The sequence below is a fragment of the Pseudomonas phytophila genome (assembly GCF_025643095.1).
In the GTDB taxonomy this organism is placed as follows: domain Bacteria; phylum Pseudomonadota; class Gammaproteobacteria; order Pseudomonadales; family Pseudomonadaceae; genus Aquipseudomonas; species Aquipseudomonas quasicaspiana.
Genome location: NZ_CP081201.1, coordinates 6,235,968 through 6,258,091, shown reverse-complemented (window position 1 = coordinate 6,258,091; position 22,124 = coordinate 6,235,968). Strand labels below are relative to the sequence as shown.

Below are 22,124 nucleotides of genomic sequence, written 5' to 3'. Positions count from 1 at the left end.
AAGTCAGCATATCCGAGACAGACAATCGGAAAAGCCACGGTATAGTAACCCGTCCACGCAAAGGAGCCCGACATGCGCCAGAAACCCACCGTACTTGCCCGCGAAATCGTCGCCAGTAGCCGTTTGTTCCGTGTTGAGGAGCTACAATTGCGCTTCGCCAACGGCGTTGAGCGCACCTATGAGCGATTGGTCGGGCGCGGTAATGGTTACGGCGCAGTGATGATTGTGGCAATGCTGGATGCTGATCATGTGGTTTTGATCGAAGAATATTGCGGTGGCACCGATGAATACGAGCTGTCCTTGCCCAAGGGGCTTATCGAGCCAGGCGAAGACGTGCTGGCTGCAGCCAACCGTGAACTCAAAGAAGAAGCAGGCTACGGCGCGCGTCAACTGGAGCACCTGACCGAGCTTTCCCTGTCCCCCGGCTACATGAGCCAGAAAATTCAGGTGGTGCTGGCTTCCGATCTCTATGAGGAGCGTCTGGAAGGTGATGAGCCTGAGCCGATGCGTGTGGATAAAGTGAATTTGCGCGAGCTGTCGAGTTTGATAGAAAACCCACAGTTCAGCGAAGGCCGGGCGCTCGCTGCGCTCTATCTGGCGCGTGACCTGTTAACTCAGCGTGGATTGTTTTTGCCATGACCGATGTTTTCAACGGCCTGCCGCACCCGCTTCTGGAACCGGTTATCAAGCTTGTCCGCCTTGCTGGCGAGGTAATCCTGCCGCACTGGCGCGCCAATGTGACCGTGACCTCCAAGGCCGATGACTCACCTGTCACTGCGGCCGATATCGCTGCCCATCAGCTACTCGCTGAAGGCTTGCTGGCGCTGGCACCGGATATTCATGTGCTGTCCGAAGAAGATGCCGATATCCCGCTGAGCGAACGCGCGAAGTGGGAGCGTTGGTGGCTGGTCGATCCGCTGGACGGCACCAAGGAGTTTATCTCCGGCAGCGAAGAGTTCACCGTAAACGTCGCCCTCATAGAGAATGGTCGTGTCGTGTTTGGTGTGGTTTCGATGCCAACCAATAATCGCTGCTACTTTGGAGGGGCCGGATTAGGCGCGTGGCGCAGCGATGACGATGACCACGTGACGCCGATCACTGTTCGTCAGGAACCGGGCGCCGGACATGACTTCACCGTAGTTGCCAGTCGCCGTCATACCAGCCCTGAGCAAGAGCGTCTGCTGGCCGGTTTGTCTGCCGCGGTCGGACATCTGCATTTGACCAACATCGGCAGCTCGTTGAAGTTCTGCCTGTTGGCTGAAGGCGCTGCCGATTGCTATCCACGGCTGGCACCGACGTCGCAGTGGGACACCGCTGCCGCGCAAGGTGTGCTGGAAGGTGCTGGCGGGGAAGTGCTTGAACTGTCCGGCGAGCCTTTCAGCTATCCACCGCGTGAATCGTTGCTCAACCCATTCTTTTTGGCGCTGCCTGCGGGAGCCGCCTGGCGTTCCGACTTGTTAGCGCTTGCTACTTCGTAAGAGGTGGGTTGCAGCCGTTACGCACGGTTTCTTCGTATCCGACATCTTGCCTGCCAGGCTCAATGTTCCATTCAGTTTTGGTATTGAGTATGTCCAGGTGACATATCAACTGGTGCCGCATCCCGTGAGTGTTTCCCCAGTTGGGGCTACCGGAGTAGTCCCGAATGACGGCGTCCACGATCAAGCCGGTTGAGGTTTCGCGACCTTTCAGGTCTCTCGTGCATTGCTCGGGTATGAGGCTGAGTGAATAGCGCTGAATATTGATATCGAAGCGCCAGATGCCTCTCTGGAAATAACTGGTACAGGCAGGGACGGTGATAGGCGCTTTGACTTCTGATTCAGCAGTTTCGACAGCCCGGACCTGACCGGCAGACGCCAGGTACAGAGCGGCCACGCATCCTGATAAAAATCGTCTGACGCCCATTTCCGTGTCCCTTCGATTGAATCCCTGTCTACCGAAGATTAGTTACGAAGTCGCAGAGCCCTAGACGGGTTAGCGATTGCTGTAAGCGTGAAATGTTGTAAGGCATATGCCTTAAGTGTGCACCACGTATTGTCCTGTAAACGATACTGCCTGTTCTTCACTGTTCTGATTACAGACTCTTGTCTTGAGGGTGAGCCTCGCTCGATGACGGCGTTGGTAGGTAGTCAGAAAACGCTCCCAATCCCGTTCCGAAGGCGCATCGCAAATGGCTACCGCATCACCACGAACCGGCAAGGGATAGCTGATCTGGCCGTCCTGGATCACGATGTGTCCGCCGTCGATACCAGCCTCTTTAAGGCGCAGGTGCAACCAGCCCCAACCGGCCAGCACGGCGCCGCAGTACAGGCTTCCGCCGAATAAAGTGCTTTTGTGATTGATGTTGGGGGCGAGCGGTAAATGAAGCCGCAGTTGGTGATCCTGCCAACTCAAGACTTTTACGCCCATCGCCAGGGTGAGCGGGATGTCGTGATGCAACACCTGCTCCAGTGCAGCGGCCTCTTGTGACATCTCGTTACCCTCGGGCTTCATTCCTGCTCATCCGCGCCGCCGCCGAAGCTCAGTCCGTGTTTGCGCAGTTTGTCGTGCAGGGTTTTACGCGGCAGGCCGAGGGCTTCCGCGAGGCTGCGCACGGAGCTGTGCGGCCGGGTCAACTCTGCTGCGATCAAGGCACGTTCGAAGCTTTCGACCTGCTCGCTGAGGCCCCCCGTGATCGTCGGCACCACCGGCACTTCGTTACCTTCCAGAGCAAGCTCCAGGCCCAGAGCAAAACGCTCGGCGGCGTTTTGCAACTCACGAACGTTGCCCGGCCAGGTGTGGCGCAGCAGCAGTGCGCGTTGCGCAGGTTGCAGTTCATGTTTGGGGAGTCCGTGGCGCATGCTTGCTGCATCGGCATAGTGCTGGAACAGCATCAGCGCATCTTCGCCGCGCTCACGTAACGGCGGTATGCGCAGCGGCGCGACGTTGAGCCGGTAATACAAGTCAGCACGGAAGCGACCTTGATCCGCCGCCTGACGCAAATCCTCTTTGGTGGCCGCTATCACCCGAATATCCAGCGGGATTTGCTGATTGCCGCCCAGCCGCTCGACCATTCGCTCTTGCAACAGGCGCAGCAGTTTGACCTGCACGTCCATGCTCATGCTTTCGATTTCATCCAGGAACAGCGTGCCGCCATTGGCGAATTCGAACTTGCCGATGCGGCGTTTCTGCGCGCCAGTAAATGCACCAGGCTCGTGCCCGAACAGCTCGCTTTCGACCACCGACTCTGCAAGCGCCCCCGCGTTGATCGCGACAAATGGACCGGTGCGGCGATTGGACAGATCATGCAGCGCCCGCGCCACGACTTCCTTGCCCGCGCCGGTTTCCCCAAGGATCAGCACGTCGGCTTTGGTTGCGGCCAAGGCACCGATCTGCTGACGCAGGCGCAGCATGGGCGCCGACTGACCGACCAGCCGTGCGCTTAATTGCTGCCGGTCGCTCAACGCCAGGCGCAGGCTTCGGTTATCCAGCACCAGACGTCGCAGCGCCAATGCCCGGCGCACGCTGTCGAGCAGCGCATCGCTGGCAAACGGTTTTTCCAGAAAATCGTAAGCACCGGCGCGCATCGCCTGCACGGCCAATGGTACATCGCCGTGGCCGGTAATCAGCAGGACTGGCAATTCCGGGTCTCTGCCATGCAGGTCGCTCAACAGCTCAAGGCCATCCATGCCCGGCATGCGAATGTCGCTGACCACTACGCCGGGCCAGTCACGTTCGATGCGAGCCGCGAGGCCATTGGCTTCCGGCAGCGTCAGGACTTTCAGTCCGGCGAGATCCAGTGTCTGGCTCAAGGCCTGGCGCAGGTGCGGGTCGTCGTCGATCAGCACTACCTGAATCTTGCTGTCGATGGCGGTCATGCAGATAAATCCTCTGGCGGTTGAAGGTTGACTCCGGATGCGCCGTCTCTCAGACGCAGCGTCAGCAGTGCGCCTCCGGTCGGGTGATTATCGAACAGCAGTTCACCGCCCAGCGCGCGCATCAGGGTATCGCAGATCGCCAAGCCAAGCCCAAGCCCCTGAGTCCGGGTCTTGGTGGTAAAGAATGGCTCTCGGGCACGAGCCAGTGCTTCCTGGGTAAAACCTGGGCCGTTGTCCCGAATGAACAGATTGACGCCATCCGGCGTCTGCTCGGCACTGATCCATATTTTGCGCGGCGGCCCTTTTTCAGTCAGCGCGTCCAACGCATTGGCCAGCAGGTTGCCGAGTACCTGACGCAGCCTCGTTTCGCCGGCCTGTACCCACAGCGTGGCGTCGGGCAGGTCGCGAATCAGTTCGACTTCCATGGCGCGCCGCCGCTTCGCCAGCAGCGATAGCGTATCGTCCAGCGCAGGTTGCAAGGCGACGCTTTCCGGCGCGTGGCGGTCGCGACGGGCGAAGGCGCGCAAGTGCGCGATGATCGACGCCATGCGGCCCGTCAGTTCACCGATCTGCTTGAGATTGCCTCGCGCGTCATCAGTACGTGAATGATCCAGCAGAACCTCTGCGTTCTCCGCGTAACTGCGGATCGCTGCCAAAGGCTGGTTGAGTTCGTGGCTGATGCTGGCGGACATGGTGCCCAATGCAGACAGTTTCCCGGCCTGTACTAATTCATCCTGGGCGCGGACCAGCTCCTGTTGGGCCTGCTCGCGCTCAAGAACTTCCTGTCTGAGACGGCTGTTCAGGCCTTCCAGGTCGCTGGTGCGCTCTACCACCCGGACTTCCAGCTCGCGCCGGGCCTTGGCTTCGAAAGCAATACGATCCAGATAATGCCGACGCCGCTGGATCAGGATGCCAAGCAGCAGCATGACCACCAACAACGCTGCGCCGCCGACGGCAACGACGGTGCGTACCGGGCGATCGATCAACGCACGAGGGGCCAAAATATTTACGTTCCAGCCGGTCTCTTCGATCTCCTGGCTTTGAGTCAGCCAGGCGTTGTCATCGAGCAGCAGCGGACGTGGATCGCGGGTCGGGTAGGGCTGGATCGCCACGATGGCTTGTTTTTCTTCTTCGCTCAGAGCACGGGTCGAGCGGAAGCGCCATTCAGGCCTTGAGGTCAGAACGACGACCCCATTGTGGTCGGTGAGCAGCAGTTGCTCAGGGGTTTTACCCCACAGGTTTTCGGTATGGTCCAGATCAATCTTGACCACCAGTACACCGATCACTTTGCCGCTTTCACGCACCGCAGAGGCGAAGAAGTAGCCACGTTTTGCCGAGGTGGTGCCCAGACCGAAGAAGCGCCCCAGGTTACCTGCCATAGCCTCGCTGAAATACGGGCGGAACGCGAAGTTGCGGCCGACAAAGCTGTCGCGCTTGTCCCAGTTGGACGCGGCAATTGTCGTACCGTCTGCGTTCATCAGGTACATGACTTCAGCGCCAGTCTGGCGCACGATGGTTTGCAGCAAATGGTTGGCAGCCTCCTGCGGGGCGCTACCTTGCGGAGCTTTCAGTGCGGCGGGCAGGTCCGGCAACTGACTGAGAATCTGCGGCAGGGTTTCGTAACGGTGCAGCGTACCCAACAGGTTGGCGACGTAGAGGTCCAGCGTCTGCCGGTTCTGGCTGACCAGTTCGTTACGGTAATAACGCTCGGCCAGATGCTCCAGCGGCCATAGCAGTGGCGCCAGACACAGGGCCAGCAGCGCAAGGCTTCGCCAGCGCGGGCGGGGCGGGAGTGTGGTGTTGTTGGTCATTGTTGGACTGCGCTAAGGGTCGGCTTTTGGGGACACCTTAGTGACGCTATCGCGAGCAAGCTCACTCCTACAGGTACGGTGTTCCCTCTGTAGGAGTGAGCTTGCTCGCGATGGGGCCGGTCCCGGCAATGCAAATACTAACCCTGCTCAGCCAGGCACTCCAGTAACGCGCTGTGCCAGTCTGGTTGTTTCACGCCCCATTCACGTTGGAGAAGGCTGCAGTCGAGCCGCGAGTTGAGTGGGCGGGCTGCGGGTGTCGGATAGGCGCTGGACGGAATCGCTTCCAGTGTTGCGCACTTTTTGCCTTGCACGCTTAACTGCTCGGCAATGGCCTGAGTAAAACCAAACCATGAAGTTTCGCCGCTCGCGGTCAGGTGATAAGTGCCCCAGGCGCCCGGTTTTCCATCGCGCCAATGTTCGATCAGCTGGCGCGTACTCTGCGCAATGGTTCCGGCCCACGTGGGCGCACCTACTTGATCGGCCACGACGTTGAGCGAATCGCGCTCCTGTAGCAGGCGTTGCATCGTCAGCAGGAAATTACGCCCCGTGTTGGAGTAAACCCAACTGGTGCGCAGTATCAAATGCTGCCCGCCGACGTATTCGATAGCTTGTTCACCTGCCCACTTGCTGGCGCCATAAACGCCTAAAGGTGCGGGCTTATCCTGCTCGGTCCAGGGCGTGGCTTTGCTGCCGTCGAACACGTAGTCCGTTGAGTAGTGAATCAGCGGGATGCCCAGTTCTTTCGCCTGATCGGCAAGCATGCCGGCTGCGATCGCATTAACTGCAAGCGCTGTTTTCTGGTCTGTTTCGGCCTGATCCACCGCGGTATAGGCTGCAGCGTTGATGATCATGTCTGGCTTTAAATCCTGGATCTGATCGAAGTCAGCCATCTGATCGCTCAGGTCCAGTTTGTCGCGGCCGAGGACGATCAGTTCACCCAGGCCCGCCAAGGTCTTCTGCAACGCTTGGGACACCTGGCCGTTCTGGCCGATAATGACGATTCTCAGTGGCTTGCTCATGGAAACAGGTCAGCCTCTTTTAATGCTCTGCCGTTTTGATCTTTGGCCGACAGTTGCGGCGTACCGTCCAGCTGCCAGTCGATAGCCAGATCCGGGTCATCCCAGCGGATGCAGCGCTCTGCGGCCGGTGTGTAGTAGTCAGTCGTCTTGTAGAGAAATTCGGCGTAGTCGCTGAGCACTACAAAACCATGTGCAAAGCCCGCCGGGATCCAGAGTTGCCGGGCGTTTTCGGCAGACAGTCTGACGCCGACCCAGCGACCGAATGTAGGTGAGCTTTTGCGAATGTCTACCGCAATGTCCAGGACTTCACCCACCGTCACGCGTACCAGTTTGCCCTGGGCATTTTCGATCTGGTAATGCAGGCCGCGCAGTACGCCTTTGGCCGAGCGGGAGTGATTGTCCTGCACGAAGCTCAGGTCACGCAGCCCAGTGGCGTCAGCGAATGCTTTGGCATTGAAGCTTTCGTAGAAGAAGCCTCGTTCGTCACCAAATACGCGTGGCTCAAGAATGAGTACTTCGGGGATCTCACTGGCAATTACATTCAACGGCTTTCCCCCGCCAGTTTGAACAGGTACTGGCCGTACCCGGTTTTACCAAAGTATTGAGCGCGCTCCAGTAACTGCTCGCGATCAATCCATTCGTTCTGATAGGCGATTTCTTCAAGGCAAGCGACTTTCAGGCCTTGGCGATGCTCGATGGTTTGAACGTACTGCGACGCGTCCAGCAAGCTGTCATGTGTACCGGTATCCAGCCATGCGAAGCCGCGGCCGAAACGCTCTACACGCAGATCTCCGCGCTGTAGGTAAGCGTTGTTGACGTCAGTGATTTCCAGCTCACCACGGGGTGAAGGTTTGACGTCTTTGGCAATACGGATGACCTCGTTGTCGTAAAAATACAAACCTGTCACCGCATAGCTGGACTTGGGCACTTTGGGTTTCTCTTCAATGGACAGCGCACGACCGCTCTCATCGAAATCAATGACCCCAAAACGCTCTGGATCCTTGACCCAATAGCCGAATACAGTCGCGCCGGATGTCTTGGAAGTGGCCGCTTTCAATTGGTCGCTGAAGTGCTGACCATGGAAAATGTTATCGCCTAGAATCAGGCAGACTGAATCATCGGCAATAAACTCCTCCCCAATAATAAACGCCTGCGCCAGCCCATCAGGCTTGGGTTGCTCGGCATATTGGAAGCGCACACCGAACTGGCTGCCGTCGCCCAGCAGGCCGCGGTATTGAGGTAAGTCCTGAGGCGTTGAGATGATCAGGATTTCCTGAATGCCCGCCAGCATCAACACTGAGATCGGGTAGTAAATCATCGGTTTGTCGTAGATAGGCAGCAGTTGCTTGGAAACCCCCAGAGTGATGGGGTGCAAGCGTGTGCCGGAGCCACCGGCCAGTACGATTCCTTTGGTCATGCGATGAGATCCTTGGGGGCGGTGAAGCCCAGTCGTTGGCCTTGATAGCTGCCGTCCTGTACCCGGCGGCACCACTCCAGATTGTTCAGGTACCACTGCACGGTTTTGCGCAAGCCTGATTCGAACGTTTCTTCAGGAACCCAGCCCAGGTCGCGTTCGATCTTGCTGGCATCAATGGCATAGCGCTGGTCGTGACCCGGACGATCAGCCACGTAGGTGATCAGGTCCGCGTAGTGGGCGATGCCCGCAGGGCGTGAAGGTGCCAGCTCTTCCAGCAGCGCGCAGATGCCTTTGACCACGTCGATATTCTTCTGCTCGTTATGGCCACCGATGTTGTAGGTCTCGCCCACAGCACCTTCGGTGACTACTTTGTACAAAGCGCGGGCGTGGTCTTCGACAAACAGCCAGTCGCGAACCTGCAGACCGTTGCCATAGACCGGCAATGGCTTACCCGCCAGGGCGTTGAGAATAACCAGCGGGATCAGTTTCTCCGGGAAGTGAAACGGTCCGTAATTGTTGGAGCAGTTGGTCACGACCACCGGCAGTCCGTAGGTCCGCTGCCAGGCCCGAACCAGATGATCGGATGCAGCTTTGCTGGCTGAGTAGGGGGAGCTGGGTGCGTACGGCGTGGTTTCAGTGAACAGATCATCGACACCATGAAGGTCGCCATACACCTCATCGGTGGAAATGTGGTGAAAACGGAATGCTCCACGCTCGGCTTCAGGCAACTTCAGCCAGTAACCGCGCACGGCTTCGAGCAGGCTGTAAGTGCCGACGATGTTGGTCTGGATAAATTCAGACGGGCCATCGATGGAGCGGTCCACGTGGGACTCCGCTGCCAAGTGCATGACCGCATGTGGCTCGAAACGAGCCAGTACCTCGCTGACTTTGGCCTGATCGCAGATGTCCGCCTGGACAAACTCATAGCGGGTGTCGGTGGCGATGTTGGTCAGCGATTCCAGATTGCCCGCGTAAGTCAGCTTGTCAAAATTCAGCACTTCGTGAGTGGTGTTCTGTATGAGATGGCGGATGAGCGCCGAGCCGATAAAGCCTGCGCCGCCAGTAACGAGTATTCGCATAAATTCGCCTTGTGCCTTCCAGGTCTTGACGCTGCTGATGGAGCATAGCTTGTTGTTGTAACTCGAGACGTGCAAGCAGGATTAACCAGGAACATGTACTTCGGTCATGAAAAGAATTGATCATGTTTGTGAAGCGCGCCGGTAAACCGCCACTTACAGTCGCCGAGCAGCCATGATTTGCTGGTCAGACTCAGGCACACCTATAGTTGAACTTGTGAAATTCATTCGCTGTGTATAACAAGACCGAGGTTCCTGAATGCCGCTCGCCACGTTGATTCGTCGTTCCAGTCTGCCTTGCCCGGACGTCAGCCCCGAGCAGGCACTGCTGTTGCTGGAACACCATTACGGACTAAGCGGCACGCTGAAAGAACTGGGCAGCCAACAGGATCGTAACTTTTTGCTGGATACCGGCGAGCGGCGGTTTGTGCTGAAGATATGTCATGGGGATTATTCTGCGCAGGAGCTGGACGCACAACACGCAGCGTTGTGGCACCTGGCGGATAACGCTCAGGTCAGGGTTCCAGGGGTAAGGCTGACTGATTCGGGCGAGCAACTGCTGTCGCTGGAGATTGATGGCCAGGCCGTTCACGTCCGGCTGCTGGATTTCATCGACGGCCAAGCGTTAAGCCATCTGAAGCATCTACCACTTGATGTCGTGACAGGCCTGGGCGAGCTGTGCGCACACGTCGATCGCTCCCTTGCCAGCCTTGAACATCCTGGGCTGGAGCGTGTGCTGCAGTGGGATCCGCGCTACGCTCAGGCCGTGATCAGGCATCTGCTGCCAGTCATTGGTAACGAAGAGGAACGTACTTGTCTTGAGCAAGCAACCGAACAAGCGCAGCGACGGCTTATCCCGCTTATCTCAAAACTGCCAGTGCAACCGGTGCACCTGGATATCACCGAATACAACGTGGTCTGGACGCGAAATGCTCACGTGCATTGGCAATTGCAGGGCCTGATCGATTTCGGCGATCTGGTCAGTACCTGGCGGGTGGCAGATTTATCCGTAACGTGTGCTGCGTTGCTGCATCACTCCAACGGCGATCCGCTGTACATACTGCCGGCCATTCGCGCCTATCACGCGATCAATCCGCTGCAACATGAAGAGCTTCAGGCGTTATGGCCGTTGATTGTCGCCCGCTCGGCAGTATTGGTGCTCAGCAGCGCGCAGCAGGCCGAAGTCGAGCCGGATAATGCCTACATCCAGGCGAACATCGACAGCGAATGGGCAATTTTTGATGTGGCGACGTCAGTGCCGCTGGCCTTGATGGAGGTGGCGATTCTTGCGGCCGTCAATGTTCGGGGCCCATTGACGCCTGCCGTGGATTATCAGCCATTGTTGCCGAGTCTGAGCGGGCGAGAGTTTCGGTTGGTGGATCTGGGTGTACTCAGCGAACACTTTGCCGCAGGTAACTGGACGCAGAACGGCATCGACGAACTGTTACTCAAACAAGCGGCGCAGGCCACAGGGCAGTCGGCAAGCCTGTTTGGAGAGTATCGGTTGTCGCGCACGGTGATCGACAGCGCCAAAGAGCCAAAAACGTTCGCGTTGCATGTCGAGCTGCACCTGACGACAGCCGCGGCGCTTCATGCGCCGTTCGACGGTACGCTCAGGCTGACCGCCGACGCGGCTTTGTTGTTGGTGGGCGATCAAATAAGCCTGAAAATCTGGGGTGCAGCGCTGGAATTGACGCCGGGGGCCAGCGTTCTGGCCGGTGAGGTGATCGGCCACGGTAGCGGCTCACTGTTGCTGCAGCTGTGTTCCGCTATGGACCTGAGTCCGCCATTGTTCTCCACACCTTCCTGGGCAGATGCATGGCAGGTGTTGTGTCCTTCACCCGCTGCGCTGTTGGGGTTTGGTTGTGACGCACCCTCACTGCCGGATTCTGCTGAACTGCTGGCGCGTCGCGATGCCAGTTTCGCCCGCTCGCAAAAGCATTATTACCAGGCTCCGCCGCAGATCGAGCGGGGCTGGCGCAACCACCTGATCGACATGCAGGGTCGCTCTTATCTTGACATGCTCAACAACGTTGCCGTGCTGGGGCACGGTCATCCGCGCATGGCCATTGAGGCAGGGCGGCAGTGGTCGCTGCTCAACACCAACTCGCGGTTTCATTACGCGGCGGTTGCCGAGTTCTCCGAACGTCTGCTCAAGCTGGCGCCGGAAGGCATGAATCGTGTGTTTCTGGTCAACAGTGGCACCGAGGCCAACGATCTGGCAATCCGTCTTGCCTGGGCTTATAGCGGCGGGCGCGACATGCTCAGCGTGCTGGAGGCTTATCACGGCTGGTCGGTAGCAACCGATGCAATCTCGACGTCGATTGCCGACAACCCTCAGGCCCTCAGCACCCGTCCGGACTGGGTACATCCCGTGACGGCGCCGAATACTTATCGGGGCGAGTTCCGGGGTACAGACAGCGCGCCACAGTATGTGCGCAGTGTCGAGCATGTCCTGCAGCAACTGGCGGCCCAACAACGCCAGGTCGCGGGCTTTATCTGTGAGCCTGTATACGGCAATGCGGGCGGGATTTCTCTACCGCCGGGTTACTTGCAACAGGTTTACCAGCAGGTCAGGGAGCAGGGCGGTGTGTGCATCGCTGATGAAGTGCAGGTTGGTTATGGCCGGCTGGGGCATTTTTTCTGGGGCTTCGAAGAGCAGGGCGTGGTACCGGACATCATTACGATGGCCAAAGGCATGGGTAACGGTCATCCCCTGGGGGCCGTGATTACCCGTCGCGAAATTGCCGAAGCGTTGGAAGCTGAGGGGTATTTCTTCTCGTCGGCGGGCGGTAGTCCTGTCAGTTGCCGGATCGGCATGGCAGTGCTGGACGTCATGGAGGAAGAAAAGCTCTGGGATAACGCTGAAACCGTGGGCGGGCATTTCAAGGCCCGGCTGCAATCCTTGATCGATATCCATCCACTGGTCGGTGCCGTTCATGGCATGGGGTTTTATCTGGGCGTTGAATTGGTGCGTGATCGCCAGAGCCTGGAGCCGGCGACCGAAGAAACAACGTACCTGTGCGACCGGCTGCGGGATCTGGGCATTTTCATGCAGCCAACCGGCGACTATCTGAACATCCTGAAAATCAAACCACCGATGTGCACAACCCGGCAGAGCGTGGATTTTTTTGTGGATAGTGTGTCGAAGGTGTTGTACGAACTGCAGCACGTCTAAACCTGTGTGCGAATTCATTCGCGAAAGCGGTGTGTCAGACTCGGATATTTTTCAGGGCCGCCGCCCTCGCGAATGAATTCGCTCCCACCGTAATCTCATTTCAATTCAGCAATTGCGATAGGCTGTAATCAGATTTTTATCGACTAAATTTGTCATTGTTACTCTTTGGTATTATTTATTTGCTACCTGTACCGATTTTTATCGTCTATAAAGTCGCGCAAACATCGAATGCTCGATTCAATCTTTCGACGCCTCACTGGAGTCCTGATCACCCATGACCACTCTCAACAGCACGCCACGCGCCGACGGTTTCCATATGCCCGCTGAATGGGCTCCTCAGACTCAGACCTGGATGGTCTGGCCTGAGCGTCCGGATAACTGGCGTCTGGGTGGCAAGCCGGTTCAGACTGCCCACGTTGCTGTTGCCAAGGCCATTGCGCGCTTCGAGCCAGTAACCGTTGCGGTTTCGGCTGCCCAGTACGACAACGCGCGTGCACGCCTGGATGTGCCGAACATCCGTGTCGTGGAAATCAGTAACGACGACGCCTGGGTGCGTGATACCGGCCCGACCTTCGTGATCAACAATCAGGGCGAAGTGCGCGGCGTGGACTGGGACTTCAATGCCTGGGGCGGTTTCGACGGTGGTCTGTACGCTCCGTGGAATCTGGATTCGCAGCTGGCGAGCAAGGTGCTGGAAATCGAGAGATGCCCGCGCTATGTGACCCCAGGATTCGTTCTGGAGGGCGGTTCGATCCACGTCGATGGCGAAGGCACGCTGATCACCACCGAAGAATGCCTGCTCAATCGCAATCGTAACCCGCATCTCTCTCGCGAAGAGATCGAAGCGATCCTCAGCGCCAACCTGGCCGTGGATAAGGTGATCTGGCTTCCCGACGGTCTGTTCAACGACGAAACCGACGGACATGTCGATAACTTCTGCTGCTACGTACGACCGGGCGAAGTATTGCTGGCCTGGACCGATGATCCCAAAGACCCCAACTACCCACGTTGTCACGCGGCGTTGAGTATTTTGGAAAACACCCGGGATGCCAAAGGCAGGGCATTCATCGTTCACAAGATGCCAATCCCGGGTCCTTTGTTCGCCACCGAAGAAGAATGCGCGGGTGTCGATCAGGTGCATGGCAGCCAGGAACGCAACCCATCGGTGCGCCTGGCGGGTTCTTATGTGAACTTCTTGATTGTGAATGGCGGGATTATCGCCCCCAGCTTTGACGATCCGATGGACGGAAAAGCCCTGGAAATACTGCAACAGCTGTTTCCGGAGCACGAAGTGGTCATGGTTCCGGGGCGTGAATTACTGTTGGGTGGCGGCAATATCCACTGCCTGACCCAGCAACAGCCAGCGCCTCAGCGGGCCTGAATTATGAAGCGCGGTTACATTCGCGTTACATAGTTGGCTTCGTTCTTGCTGTGATCAAGCCCATCCAGGTGATGGGCTTTTTTGTGGGGTTACGTTTCTGACGTCTTGCCTTCTGGATGGGGCGACGGCCGGTTTTGAAACGTTCTCCACTTAGCCTTTCTGTCACAAAGGGTCAGTACATTGAGCCCCTCACGACTTAAGAGGTTGTCCTATGAACGCAGGTCTAGAGCATCGCGCTCGTAATTTGTCTGCTAGTAGCGAAGCGCGCCAGATGATGGCTGACTGGTTAAGGACGACCAGTATGCGCAAACCTCAACGCCCAGATGTGAGGCAGATGCTTCTGCAGCGTTACCCCGCGGGGCTCTTCAATGAAGCCGAGCTTGAAGCGCTTTTGAGCGTACTCAAGGATGAAAGCCCCTCCAAAAGCGATCCTGCGGGACAGTTATAAGCATAGAAAGTTTCGCAAATTGACAGTTTTATGACCGGCGGATACGATTTGCGTCCTCCGCCTGTGGCCATTGCGCCATGTACGTGCATCAGTAGTCCACTGCGATGATTTCGTGCGGGCTTCACGAATATGACATTCGGAAGCCGCAGACACCCCTTGGGTTGTCGCCACAGTGCGCGATCAAATCAGCAGAAAAAAGGACAACTGGAAATGCTTAACAAACGGATTAGTTTGGTTGCACTGGGTCTGATCAGTGCTGGCCAGGTCATGGCTGACAGCCAGGCAGACTCCAAAGGCTTCGTTGAAGACAGCCACCTGAATCTTGCACTGCGCAACGCTTACATCAATCGCGATTACAAAAAGCGTGAGCCAAACTCTGATCGTGCAGAGTGGGGCCAGGCTTTCACCGGCGCATTCGCCTCCGGTTTCACCCAAGGCACCGTTGGCGTGGGCGTTGATGCATTCGCGCTCTACGGCATTCGTCTGGACGGCGGCAAAGGCCGCAGTGGCGCTCCCGGTATCGACTTCTTCAAGCAAGGCGACAGCGGCGCAGCTGCTGATGACCTCGCTCGTGCGGGTGCCGCAGTCAAGGCGCGTATCTCTAATACCGTTATCAAGTACGGCGATCAAATGCCAGCGCTCCCAGTGCTGAGCTATGACAACGGTCGTCTGTTGCCAGAAAGCTTCACGGGTACATTGATCACTTCCAAAGAGATCGAGGGTCTGGAAGTCAACGTGGGTCGCTTCACTCAGGAAGCCCGCAAGTCTGCCGAAGGGCGTGACAGTGGTGGCCTGAAAAGCATCAACGTTTACGGCGCCAGCTACAAGTTCACCGATGAGTTCACTGCCGCGTTCTACGCCTCCGACAACGAGGACGTATTCAAGAAGCAGTACGTGAACCTGAACTACGTGTTTGCGTTGGCACCTGACCAGTCGTTGACGTTCGACTTCAACGGCTACAAAACCAAGATGGACAAGGATTTCTCGGCGTCCACTCTGGCGGGCGACCGTGACAACAAGATCTGGAGCCTCGCGGCGACCTGGGCTGTGGGCATTCACTCTTTCACCCTGGCTCACCAGCGCAGCACCGGCGAGACCGGCTACAACTACAGCGGCTACCAAAATGACGAAGGCTACGGTGATGGCGGTAACACCATCTATCTGGCCAACTCGTACTGGTCTGACTTCAACGGTAAAGACGAGCGCTCGTGGCAAGCAGCCTACGGCATTGACCTGTCCGGTCTGGTTGCTCCAGGTCTGAGCTACAAAGCGGCCTATGTGCGCGGTACCAACATTGACGACGGCAGCGGCCGTGGCAATGGCACAGAACGCGAAATCTTCAGCCAGTTGACCTACGTGGTACAGAGCGGCCCGGCTAAAGACTTGTCCCTGCGTCTGCGCAACTCGTTCCTGCGTGTTTCGGACAACGCCAGCCAATACAACTTCAACGGCAACGAAACCCGCATCTTCGTTGACTACCCGATCAACGTTTTCTGATGCCGCGCAATCTCGCTGTAAACGCATGACCGGTGGGAGCGAATTCATTCGCGAAGAGGCCAGTACATTCAGCGCAAATTGCGTCTGCAGTGATACAGCTTTCGCGAATGAATTCGCTCCCACAAGTTATTGGGCTTCAGGTCCGGCTACTATGTGTTTCACCTCAGCCTGACTCGGTCACTTCCATGGCCCTCGCCGCACCTCCCGACCTTTCAGATACCGCCGTGCCTGTGCAACCTCTGGCGCGTACCTATCCGCGTGGGCGTTTTATCGAGCCTCATGAGCATGTATGGGGTCAGGTGCTGTACGCCACCTCTGGAGTGATGTGGGTGGAAACGCCACTGGAAGCGTTAGTCGTGCCGCCACAACGTGCAGTGTGGCTACCGCCGGGCGTGATACATGGCATTCGCGTCGTTACCGATCTGGAGATGCGCAACATCTACCTGCGCCCGGCCATTGCCGACACGCTGGAAAAAACCGTGCAGGTCTTTGAAGTTGGCCGTCTGTTACGCGAGCTGATTCTGGGGTTGGTCGCTCAGGCCGATGATCAAGAGTCGGACTATTACGACGCGCTGGTAAGCCTGGCGCTTCTGGAGTTGCAACGCGCAAAACGTTCGATTCTGAAAATCCCCATGCCGGACAACTCTGACCGGCGCTTGCTGAGTCTCTGTCAGGCGGTCATGAGCGAGCCGTCACTGGATATACCGTTCGAACAACATGCTGAAAATGCCGGAGCCAGCGTACGAACCCTGGCGCGTCTGTTTCAGGGCTCATTAGGGATGGGCTTCGCTGAGTGGCGTCGTCAGGTGCAACTGGCGACCGCGGTGGCTGAAATCATTCAGGGCGTACCGGTCAGCACCATCGCGCGATCCTTGGGCTATTCGCCCAGCAGTTTCAGCGACATGTTCAAGCGCGAGTTGGGTGTGGCGCCTTCGCAGTATTCCGCATAGCGTTCCTGGCAAGGGAATATTCGTAGGACCGGCTTTAGCCGGGAGGGCATTATTTCCATAGATGAATACACAGTGGATGTACTGGCCCCCTCCCGGCTAAAGCCGGTCCTACGGATCTACGTTTGTAGGGAAGGCGTTGTGCCAACGACACCAAGTCACCCTGACCGATATTCAGAAGTCCTTGGCCGATAGCTTTTTTCTCCCGTCCCTAAACTGCGTGCATTAGCAAACTCTGCACGGGGTTCACCATGAGCTACCTCATCTCCATCGTCATTGGCATCGCCGTAGGCCTGCTTTACGGCGCGCTTGATTTCCGCTCGCCAGCACCGCCCGCTGTCGCACTCGTTGGCCTGACCGGCATGTTGCTGGGCGAAAAGCTGTGGCCGATGGGCAGGCAACTGGTGGCCACCTGGCTTTCCTGATCATTCATTTCGTACCCAATGGAGGCTTCCATGAAAGCCCTGCAGTTCTCCCGAACCGGCGATCTCGCCGCTCTGCAATATGTCGACCTGCCCACGCCTGTGCCCGCTCAGAATGAAGTGCTGATCGAGGTCAAAGCCGCAGGCCTGAACCCCAGCGATGTGAAGAACGTCCTCGGGCGTTTTCCCTACACCACCTTGCCACGAGTACCTGGCCGGGACTTTTCGGGCGTGGTTATTGAAGGTCCTGCCGACCTGTTGGGGCGGGAGGTTTGGGGCACCGGTAAAGAGCCAGGCTTCTTCCGCGACGGCTCTCACGCTCAGTTTTTGACCTTGCCCGCCAAGGGCGTTGCGCTCAAACCAAAGGCGCTGAACTTCAGTCAGGCCGCCAGCCTGGGCGTGCCTTACACCACTGCGTGGGATGCTTTGCAACGCAGCCTTGTCAATGCCGACACACGCTTGCTGGTCATCGGGGCCAATGGTGCAGTGGGCAGTGCGGCTTTGGCTCTGGGCAGGATTCTCGGCGCTCGTGTACTCGGGGCAGTTCGTCGTCCGGAACACATTGCCACGCTGCAAGAGCAAGGCTTCGACGGCATTGTGCTAGGCAAGCCTGAAGAGCTGGCGGCGCAGGTCAACGGGGTTTTCCAGAGCGGTGCCGATGTGATTTTCGACACCACGGGCTTCTGGCTTCCAGCTGCGGTGCCTGCTCTGGCAACCTTCGGCCGTATCGCAATCATCGCGGCACCTGTGGACGGCCATGTACAGCTGCCTTCATTGGCGCTGTACCGTAAAGGCGGCTCGGTGGTGGGGATCAACTCGCTGCTTTACGACTGCCAGGCCTGCGCGAAGATGCTCGACCAGTTCGGTCGATTCTTCGACGAAGGCAGCTTGCCGCTGCCGACAGGTTTGGTCGAGTCGCCATTGGGCGAAGGGCCGGCGCGATACGAAGAGGTTTATCAGGGCGCGGGGGAGAAGGTGATTTTATTGCCTTAATTACAGATGCCGCGCGGATGTCTATAACACCACTCTGTCACGCAGTAAACGCAGAATCCGTAGGACTGGCTTTAGCCGGGAGGGCATTATTTCTGAAGAGCAATATTCAGAAAGTGTACTTGCCCCCTCCCGGCTAAAGCCGGTCCTACGGATTGTTGTTTGCCGCGCTGCCTGCTGCCAACCTCTCAAACTAACGGTTAAACCGCTCAACCAGCGCACGTAACCCGCGAGAAGTATTTTCCAGTTCAGTCCCCCTTGCCACGGCCGCATTGGCGTTGCTGGCGGAAGTTTCGAACGTTGCTGCGACGTTATTGATCTGTCGGGAAATATCCTCTGCTACATGGGCCTGTTCTTCAGACGCAGTCGCCATTTGATGGCCCATGCTGCTGATGCGCGCGATGGCCTCGCGAATGCCCTGCAAGGCATCTTGCGCTTCGATGACCTGAGAAACGCCATTGTCGGCTTCTCTGATGCCCACCTGGGCGATGCTGACCGCTTCATCTGCGCCTTTCTTCAACGACTCGATGACTGCCTGAATCTGTTGAGTCGACTCCCGCGTTTTGCCCGCCAGTGCGCGCACCTCATCCGCCACCACGGCAAAGCCGCGTCCTTGCTCCCCGGCTCTTGCTGCTTCGATCGCTGCGTTGAGTGCGAGGAGGTTGGTCTGATCGGCGATGGCCTGAATCACACTGGCGGCCGACATGATCTGCTGGGTTTCATTGGCCAGATTGTCCACGGCGTTGCTGATACTGGTGACCGTACCGGCCAGGCGCTGGATGGCTTCGCGGGAGCTACCGGCCACTTTGTTGCCCTGTTCGGCCAGTTCGTTGGCGGTGGTCGCTTCGGTCGCGGTTTGCTGTACATGTTTAGCGACTTCATTGATGGACGCCGCCATCTGCGTCATGGCCGCGGCGGTCAAGTCAGTTTCCGCGCGTTGCTCCAGCAAGGCATGCTCACTCTGCGTGGACAATTGTGATGAGTGCCCGGCGGCTTCCGAGACCTGGGCCGCCAGGTCGCTCAAGCGGGTCAGCGCAGTGCGCAGTCGAGCGTCCTCGCTGATCAGGATCATCTCGACTTGCGCGCTCTTGCCGTATGCGTCGCTATAGGCGAGCGCGCTTACCGGATCAGTGAAAGCACCCGGCGCGCTACGGATAATGCGCGCCAGCTGCCGCTCGAAGCGGAAGTACGCCCAGCCGCCAAGTGCCAGAAACAGCAACGCGTTGGCAACATGAGCCAGGGTATCTGGGAGCAACATGTTGACCGCCACACCCAGAGCGGCAGCAATGGCTGGCACAGCCGTAACGCTTAGAAATGCCATTACATGGCGAGAACCTGCGACGGCTTTTTTGCCGCCGCGTAACCGGGCGTAAAGTGTTTCGGCGCGGATGACCTGTTCTCGCGTGGGCTTGACACGTACTGACTCGTACCCGATCAAACGGCCGTCTTCGAGGATCGGCGTGACGTAGGCACTGACCCAGTAATAGTCGCCGTTTTTGCAACGGTTCTTGACGATGCCCATCCAGCTTTTACCTGCCTTCAGATAACTCCACATCAGTCCGAAGACCGCCGCAGGCATGTCCGGATGGCGCACCAGATTGTGCGGACTACCGATCAGTTCGGCTTGCGAATAGCCCGCGATATCCGCGAACTCTTCGTTGCAGTAGGTGATTTTACCTTTGGTATCGGTCGCTGAAATCAAGCGTTGTTCGGCTGGGAAAGTCTGTTCAGTCTGAGTGATATGTCTGGCCATCTTCAGCATCCATATGAAGTTACTTCGGGCACGGGTGAAATCCATTTTCAACGAATGGGTCTAGACCTGTCGGGAGTTATGTCTTCGAGGTTAAAGCTTTTAAACATAGCGGGTTACGGATTGCATTGGCGACGGCCTAAGTCTGGCTCCGAAAATCACCAAATACTTGAGGCCTTGCGCGGTGGCTGCGTGCTACCCCCCAACGATGCAGGGAGTATAGATAGCGTCTCTCGCTTATCAAATGTCCTGCCGATGGCTCCTGGGCGCTGTTGATACAAACCTCCATAGTGCTTTCGGGTGTCAATCATCCTCATTGCGCGACGTACGGGCTTAGTGAGTTCTGACGCGCGCTCTTCTGCATTTTTAGTGACCCCCATCACAAAATTTTCCCCTTGGAGGAACTTTCTTCGAATGAGGGGTCTGTTTCAGCATTGATACATCTTGTTAAATTTGCCAGCATTTGATGGCACTTTGCTGCTAATTGCTGGCATCTGGCCGGTATCCAGGCTTCCACCTCGCGGTTGCTGTTTCTTCTTCCTGCTCAGGCACTTCAAACGCCCGAGACATATCGATGGAATGTTTATGTTTGCCTCCCCACGGACGTGGCTGCATTCGTGCGCCTTATTGTTAGCTATCGGTTCGCCTGTCTATGGCGCGACTGTGCCGACCCCGGGTGATCAGGACCTGATTCGTGATCGACAGAATCGGCTGATTGAAGAGCAGCAACGCCGACTCAAGGAACTCAAGGAACTGCCAGGCTCCAGCGCTGAGCAGCCTAAACCGGCATCGCCCGAGGATGCGCGTTGCTTCCCGATCAAAACCATTGAGCTTCAGGGTGCCGAGCGCCTGAGTGGAGTGGATCGGGAACGGCTGCTCAAGCCGTACATGGATCGCTGCCTGGCCGTTGCTGATTTGAATGAGCTGCTCAAGGCCATTACCAACTACTACCTCGATCAAGGGCTGGTCACCAGTCGCGCTTATCTTCCACAGCAGGATCTGTCCAAAGGGCACCTGACTGTATTGGTCGTGGAAGGCAAACTTGAAAGCTTGAAAGGCGCTCCAGGCAGCACGGTATCCGAGCGCGAACTGGCGATGGCATTTCCGGGGGCCACCGGCGAGGTCCTGAGCCTGCGTGAAATCGAGCAGTTGGTGGACCAGCTCAATCGATTGCCGTCCAAACAGGCCCAGATGGAATTGGCGCCAGGGAACGAGGTGGGTGGCAGTGAGGTGCTGGTGCGCAACGTGCCACAGAAGCCTTGGCGCGCAAGCCTGTCGCGCAATAACGATGGGCAGAAAAGCACCGGCGAACAGCAGGTCAATGCCGGGCTTGAGTGGGACAGCCCGCTGGGCATCGCCGACCAGTTGATTCTGCGTGGCGGACACGATGTGGTCAGTGATCACAAGTCCACCTCCAAAAGCGCCATGCTCTATTACAACGTTCCGTATGGCTGGTGGAACTTCAGTTACAGCTATAGCCAGAGCGAATATCGCTCGCAGGGACAAGGTGTTGGTTTCAGCTTCAAGCAGAACGGTGACAGCCAGAACCATCAATTTCTCGCCGAGCGTCTGATCCATCGCGACGCCGTCAGCAAAACTTCGGTCAGTGCCGGGCTGGCGCACGTGCGCACCAACAACTACATCGAGGACAGCCGCCTCGAGGGCAGCAGCAACCGGATTACTGAAGCGCAGTTCGGTATCAACCATGGTCGGCGCATCGGTAACTCCTTCGTCAACCTTGATCTGGGCATGCAGCAAGGCATCGGCGCACTGGATGCGCAAAAGGATGCTCAGCAGCGCGACGAATTCGGCAATCTCACCGCCACCCCGCGCTATCGCAAATACACCGCCACCGCGAGTTATCTGCTGCCTTTCAACTGGCTGGGCGAGTCCTTCAGTTTCAGCAGCCTTGCCACGGGGCAGCGTAGCGAAGATGTGTTGTTCAGCTCGCAACGCATCAGCGTCGGTGGCAGCTCTTCCGTGCGCGGCTACAAGGATCAATTCCTGTCCGGCTCCAGTGGCGGCTACTGGCGTAACGAGCTGCGCTGGACGCGGCCGGTGACGCTGGACTGGCTGCGTCCCGCTTTTAGTCAGTACGGCACCAGCGTCGGTTATGACCAGGGCGTGATCAGTAATGACCGATACAGCAGTGGTTTCAACGGACGCGTATCGAGTAATTCCCTGCAGCTGTTCGCCAGAGGCGAGCACGTCAACGCCAGCGTGACGTTTGCCCATTCGCTGGAGCGCCCGAGTGTGCTCACCGAGCGTGAAGCACCGATCTATTTCCAGGTCGACCTGTTTCTCTAATTAATCAAATTTGTTGCCGCGAGACTT

Annotated in this window: 18 protein-coding genes; 9 read left to right on the top strand and 9 right to left on the bottom strand. The window is 57.6% G+C overall.

Annotated features, from left to right (window positions below):
- Positions 1–72: 72 nt before the first annotated feature.
- Entirely contained in the window at positions 73–639 is a 567-nt protein-coding gene (gene nudE / locus K3169_RS28245; RefSeq protein WP_099268398.1) for an ADP compounds hydrolase NudE, read from the top strand.
- Positions 636–1,478 carry a 3'(2'),5'-bisphosphate nucleotidase CysQ gene (gene cysQ, locus K3169_RS28240; RefSeq protein WP_122706507.1) on the top strand — a complete coding sequence of 281 codons (843 nt, stop codon included), beginning with the start codon at positions 636–638 and terminating at the stop codon, positions 1,476–1,478. Before nudE ends, cysQ begins: the two co-directional genes overlap by 4 nt.
- On the opposite strand, the gene K3169_RS29935 is transcribed toward cysQ, so the two are convergent.
- The 8 genes from K3169_RS29935 to rfbB form a co-directional block, all read right to left on the bottom strand.
- A complete protein-coding gene (locus K3169_RS29935) occupies positions 1,468–1,902 on the bottom strand; it encodes a DUF2599 domain-containing protein (RefSeq protein WP_406643774.1) in 435 nt (144 codons plus the stop codon). The genes cysQ and K3169_RS29935 overlap by 11 nt on opposite strands.
- Before the next feature lie 111 nt (positions 1,903–2,013).
- Complete coding sequence (locus K3169_RS28235) at positions 2,014–2,490, bottom strand: thioesterase domain-containing protein (protein ID WP_411567021.1); 477 nt, start codon at positions 2,488–2,490, stop codon at positions 2,014–2,016.
- Positions 2,487–3,854: a sigma-54-dependent transcriptional regulator gene (locus tag K3169_RS28230; protein WP_099268401.1), complete on the bottom strand. Its 1,368-nt coding sequence runs from the start codon at positions 3,852–3,854 to the stop codon at positions 2,487–2,489. The genes K3169_RS28235 and K3169_RS28230 overlap by 4 nt, the downstream gene beginning before the upstream one ends.
- The gene (locus K3169_RS28225) at positions 3,851–5,665 is read right to left on the bottom strand and encodes an ATP-binding protein (protein WP_263269186.1); all 1,815 of its coding nucleotides are present in this window, start codon (positions 5,663–5,665) and stop codon (positions 3,851–3,853) included. Before K3169_RS28225 ends, K3169_RS28230 begins: the two co-directional genes overlap by 4 nt.
- Positions 5,666–5,802: 137 nt before the next feature.
- On the bottom strand, positions 5,803–6,684 hold the full coding sequence (rfbD, locus tag K3169_RS28220) for a dTDP-4-dehydrorhamnose reductase (RefSeq protein WP_263269184.1): 882 nt from the start codon (positions 6,682–6,684) through the stop codon (positions 5,803–5,805).
- Positions 6,681–7,229 carry a dTDP-4-dehydrorhamnose 3,5-epimerase gene (rfbC, locus tag K3169_RS28215; RefSeq protein WP_231675366.1) on the bottom strand — a complete coding sequence of 183 codons (549 nt, stop codon included), beginning with the start codon at positions 7,227–7,229 and terminating at the stop codon, positions 6,681–6,683. Before rfbC ends, rfbD begins: the two co-directional genes overlap by 4 nt.
- Positions 7,226–8,101: a glucose-1-phosphate thymidylyltransferase RfbA gene (gene rfbA, locus K3169_RS28210; protein WP_122806919.1), complete on the bottom strand. Its 876-nt coding sequence runs from the start codon at positions 8,099–8,101 to the stop codon at positions 7,226–7,228. The genes rfbC and rfbA overlap by 4 nt, the downstream gene beginning before the upstream one ends.
- Positions 8,098–9,180 (bottom strand): dTDP-glucose 4,6-dehydratase, encoded by a 1,083-nt coding sequence (gene rfbB, locus K3169_RS28205; RefSeq protein WP_263269181.1) that lies wholly within the window; start codon positions 9,178–9,180, stop codon positions 8,098–8,100. The genes rfbA and rfbB overlap by 4 nt, the downstream gene beginning before the upstream one ends.
- A gap of 256 nt (positions 9,181–9,436) precedes the next feature.
- Between rfbB and K3169_RS28200 the strand changes: the two genes are divergently transcribed.
- The 6 genes from K3169_RS28200 to K3169_RS28170 all read left to right on the top strand — a co-directional run bounded on the left by K3169_RS28200 (position 9,437) and on the right by K3169_RS28170 (position 18,043).
- Positions 9,437–12,355, top strand: coding sequence for an aminotransferase (locus K3169_RS28200; RefSeq protein ID WP_263269180.1), 2,919 nt, complete (start codon positions 9,437–9,439; stop codon positions 12,353–12,355).
- Positions 12,356–12,629: 274 nt separating this feature from the next.
- Positions 12,630–13,736, top strand: coding sequence for an agmatine deiminase (aguA, locus tag K3169_RS28195; protein ID WP_263269179.1), 1,107 nt, complete (start codon positions 12,630–12,632; stop codon positions 13,734–13,736).
- Between the two features lie 658 nt (positions 13,737–14,394).
- Positions 14,395–15,681: an OprD family porin gene (locus K3169_RS28185; RefSeq protein WP_231675362.1), complete on the top strand. Its 1,287-nt coding sequence runs from the start codon at positions 14,395–14,397 to the stop codon at positions 15,679–15,681.
- Between the two features lie 185 nt (positions 15,682–15,866).
- Positions 15,867–16,631 carry an AraC family transcriptional regulator gene (locus tag K3169_RS28180; protein WP_263269178.1) on the top strand — a complete coding sequence of 255 codons (765 nt, stop codon included), beginning with the start codon at positions 15,867–15,869 and terminating at the stop codon, positions 16,629–16,631.
- A 248-nt stretch (positions 16,632–16,879) separates the two neighbouring features.
- Positions 16,880–17,053, top strand: coding sequence for a DUF1427 family protein (locus tag K3169_RS28175; RefSeq protein WP_080238309.1), 174 nt, complete (start codon positions 16,880–16,882; stop codon positions 17,051–17,053).
- Positions 17,054–17,083: 30 nt separating this feature from the next.
- Complete coding sequence (locus K3169_RS28170; RefSeq protein ID WP_263269177.1) at positions 17,084–18,043, top strand: zinc-binding alcohol dehydrogenase family protein; 960 nt, start codon at positions 17,084–17,086, stop codon at positions 18,041–18,043.
- A 190-nt stretch (positions 18,044–18,233) separates the two neighbouring features.
- Here the strand turns inward: K3169_RS28170 and K3169_RS28165 are convergent, their stop codons facing one another.
- Positions 18,234–19,793 (bottom strand): methyl-accepting chemotaxis protein, encoded by a 1,560-nt coding sequence (locus K3169_RS28165; RefSeq protein WP_411567020.1) that lies wholly within the window; start codon positions 19,791–19,793, stop codon positions 18,234–18,236.
- Positions 19,794–20,375: 582 nt separating this feature from the next.
- Here K3169_RS28165 and K3169_RS28160 point away from each other — a divergent pair.
- Positions 20,376–22,097 carry a ShlB/FhaC/HecB family hemolysin secretion/activation protein gene (locus tag K3169_RS28160; protein WP_263269176.1) on the top strand — a complete coding sequence of 574 codons (1,722 nt, stop codon included), beginning with the start codon at positions 20,376–20,378 and terminating at the stop codon, positions 22,095–22,097.
- Positions 22,098–22,124: the final 27 nt, after the last annotated feature.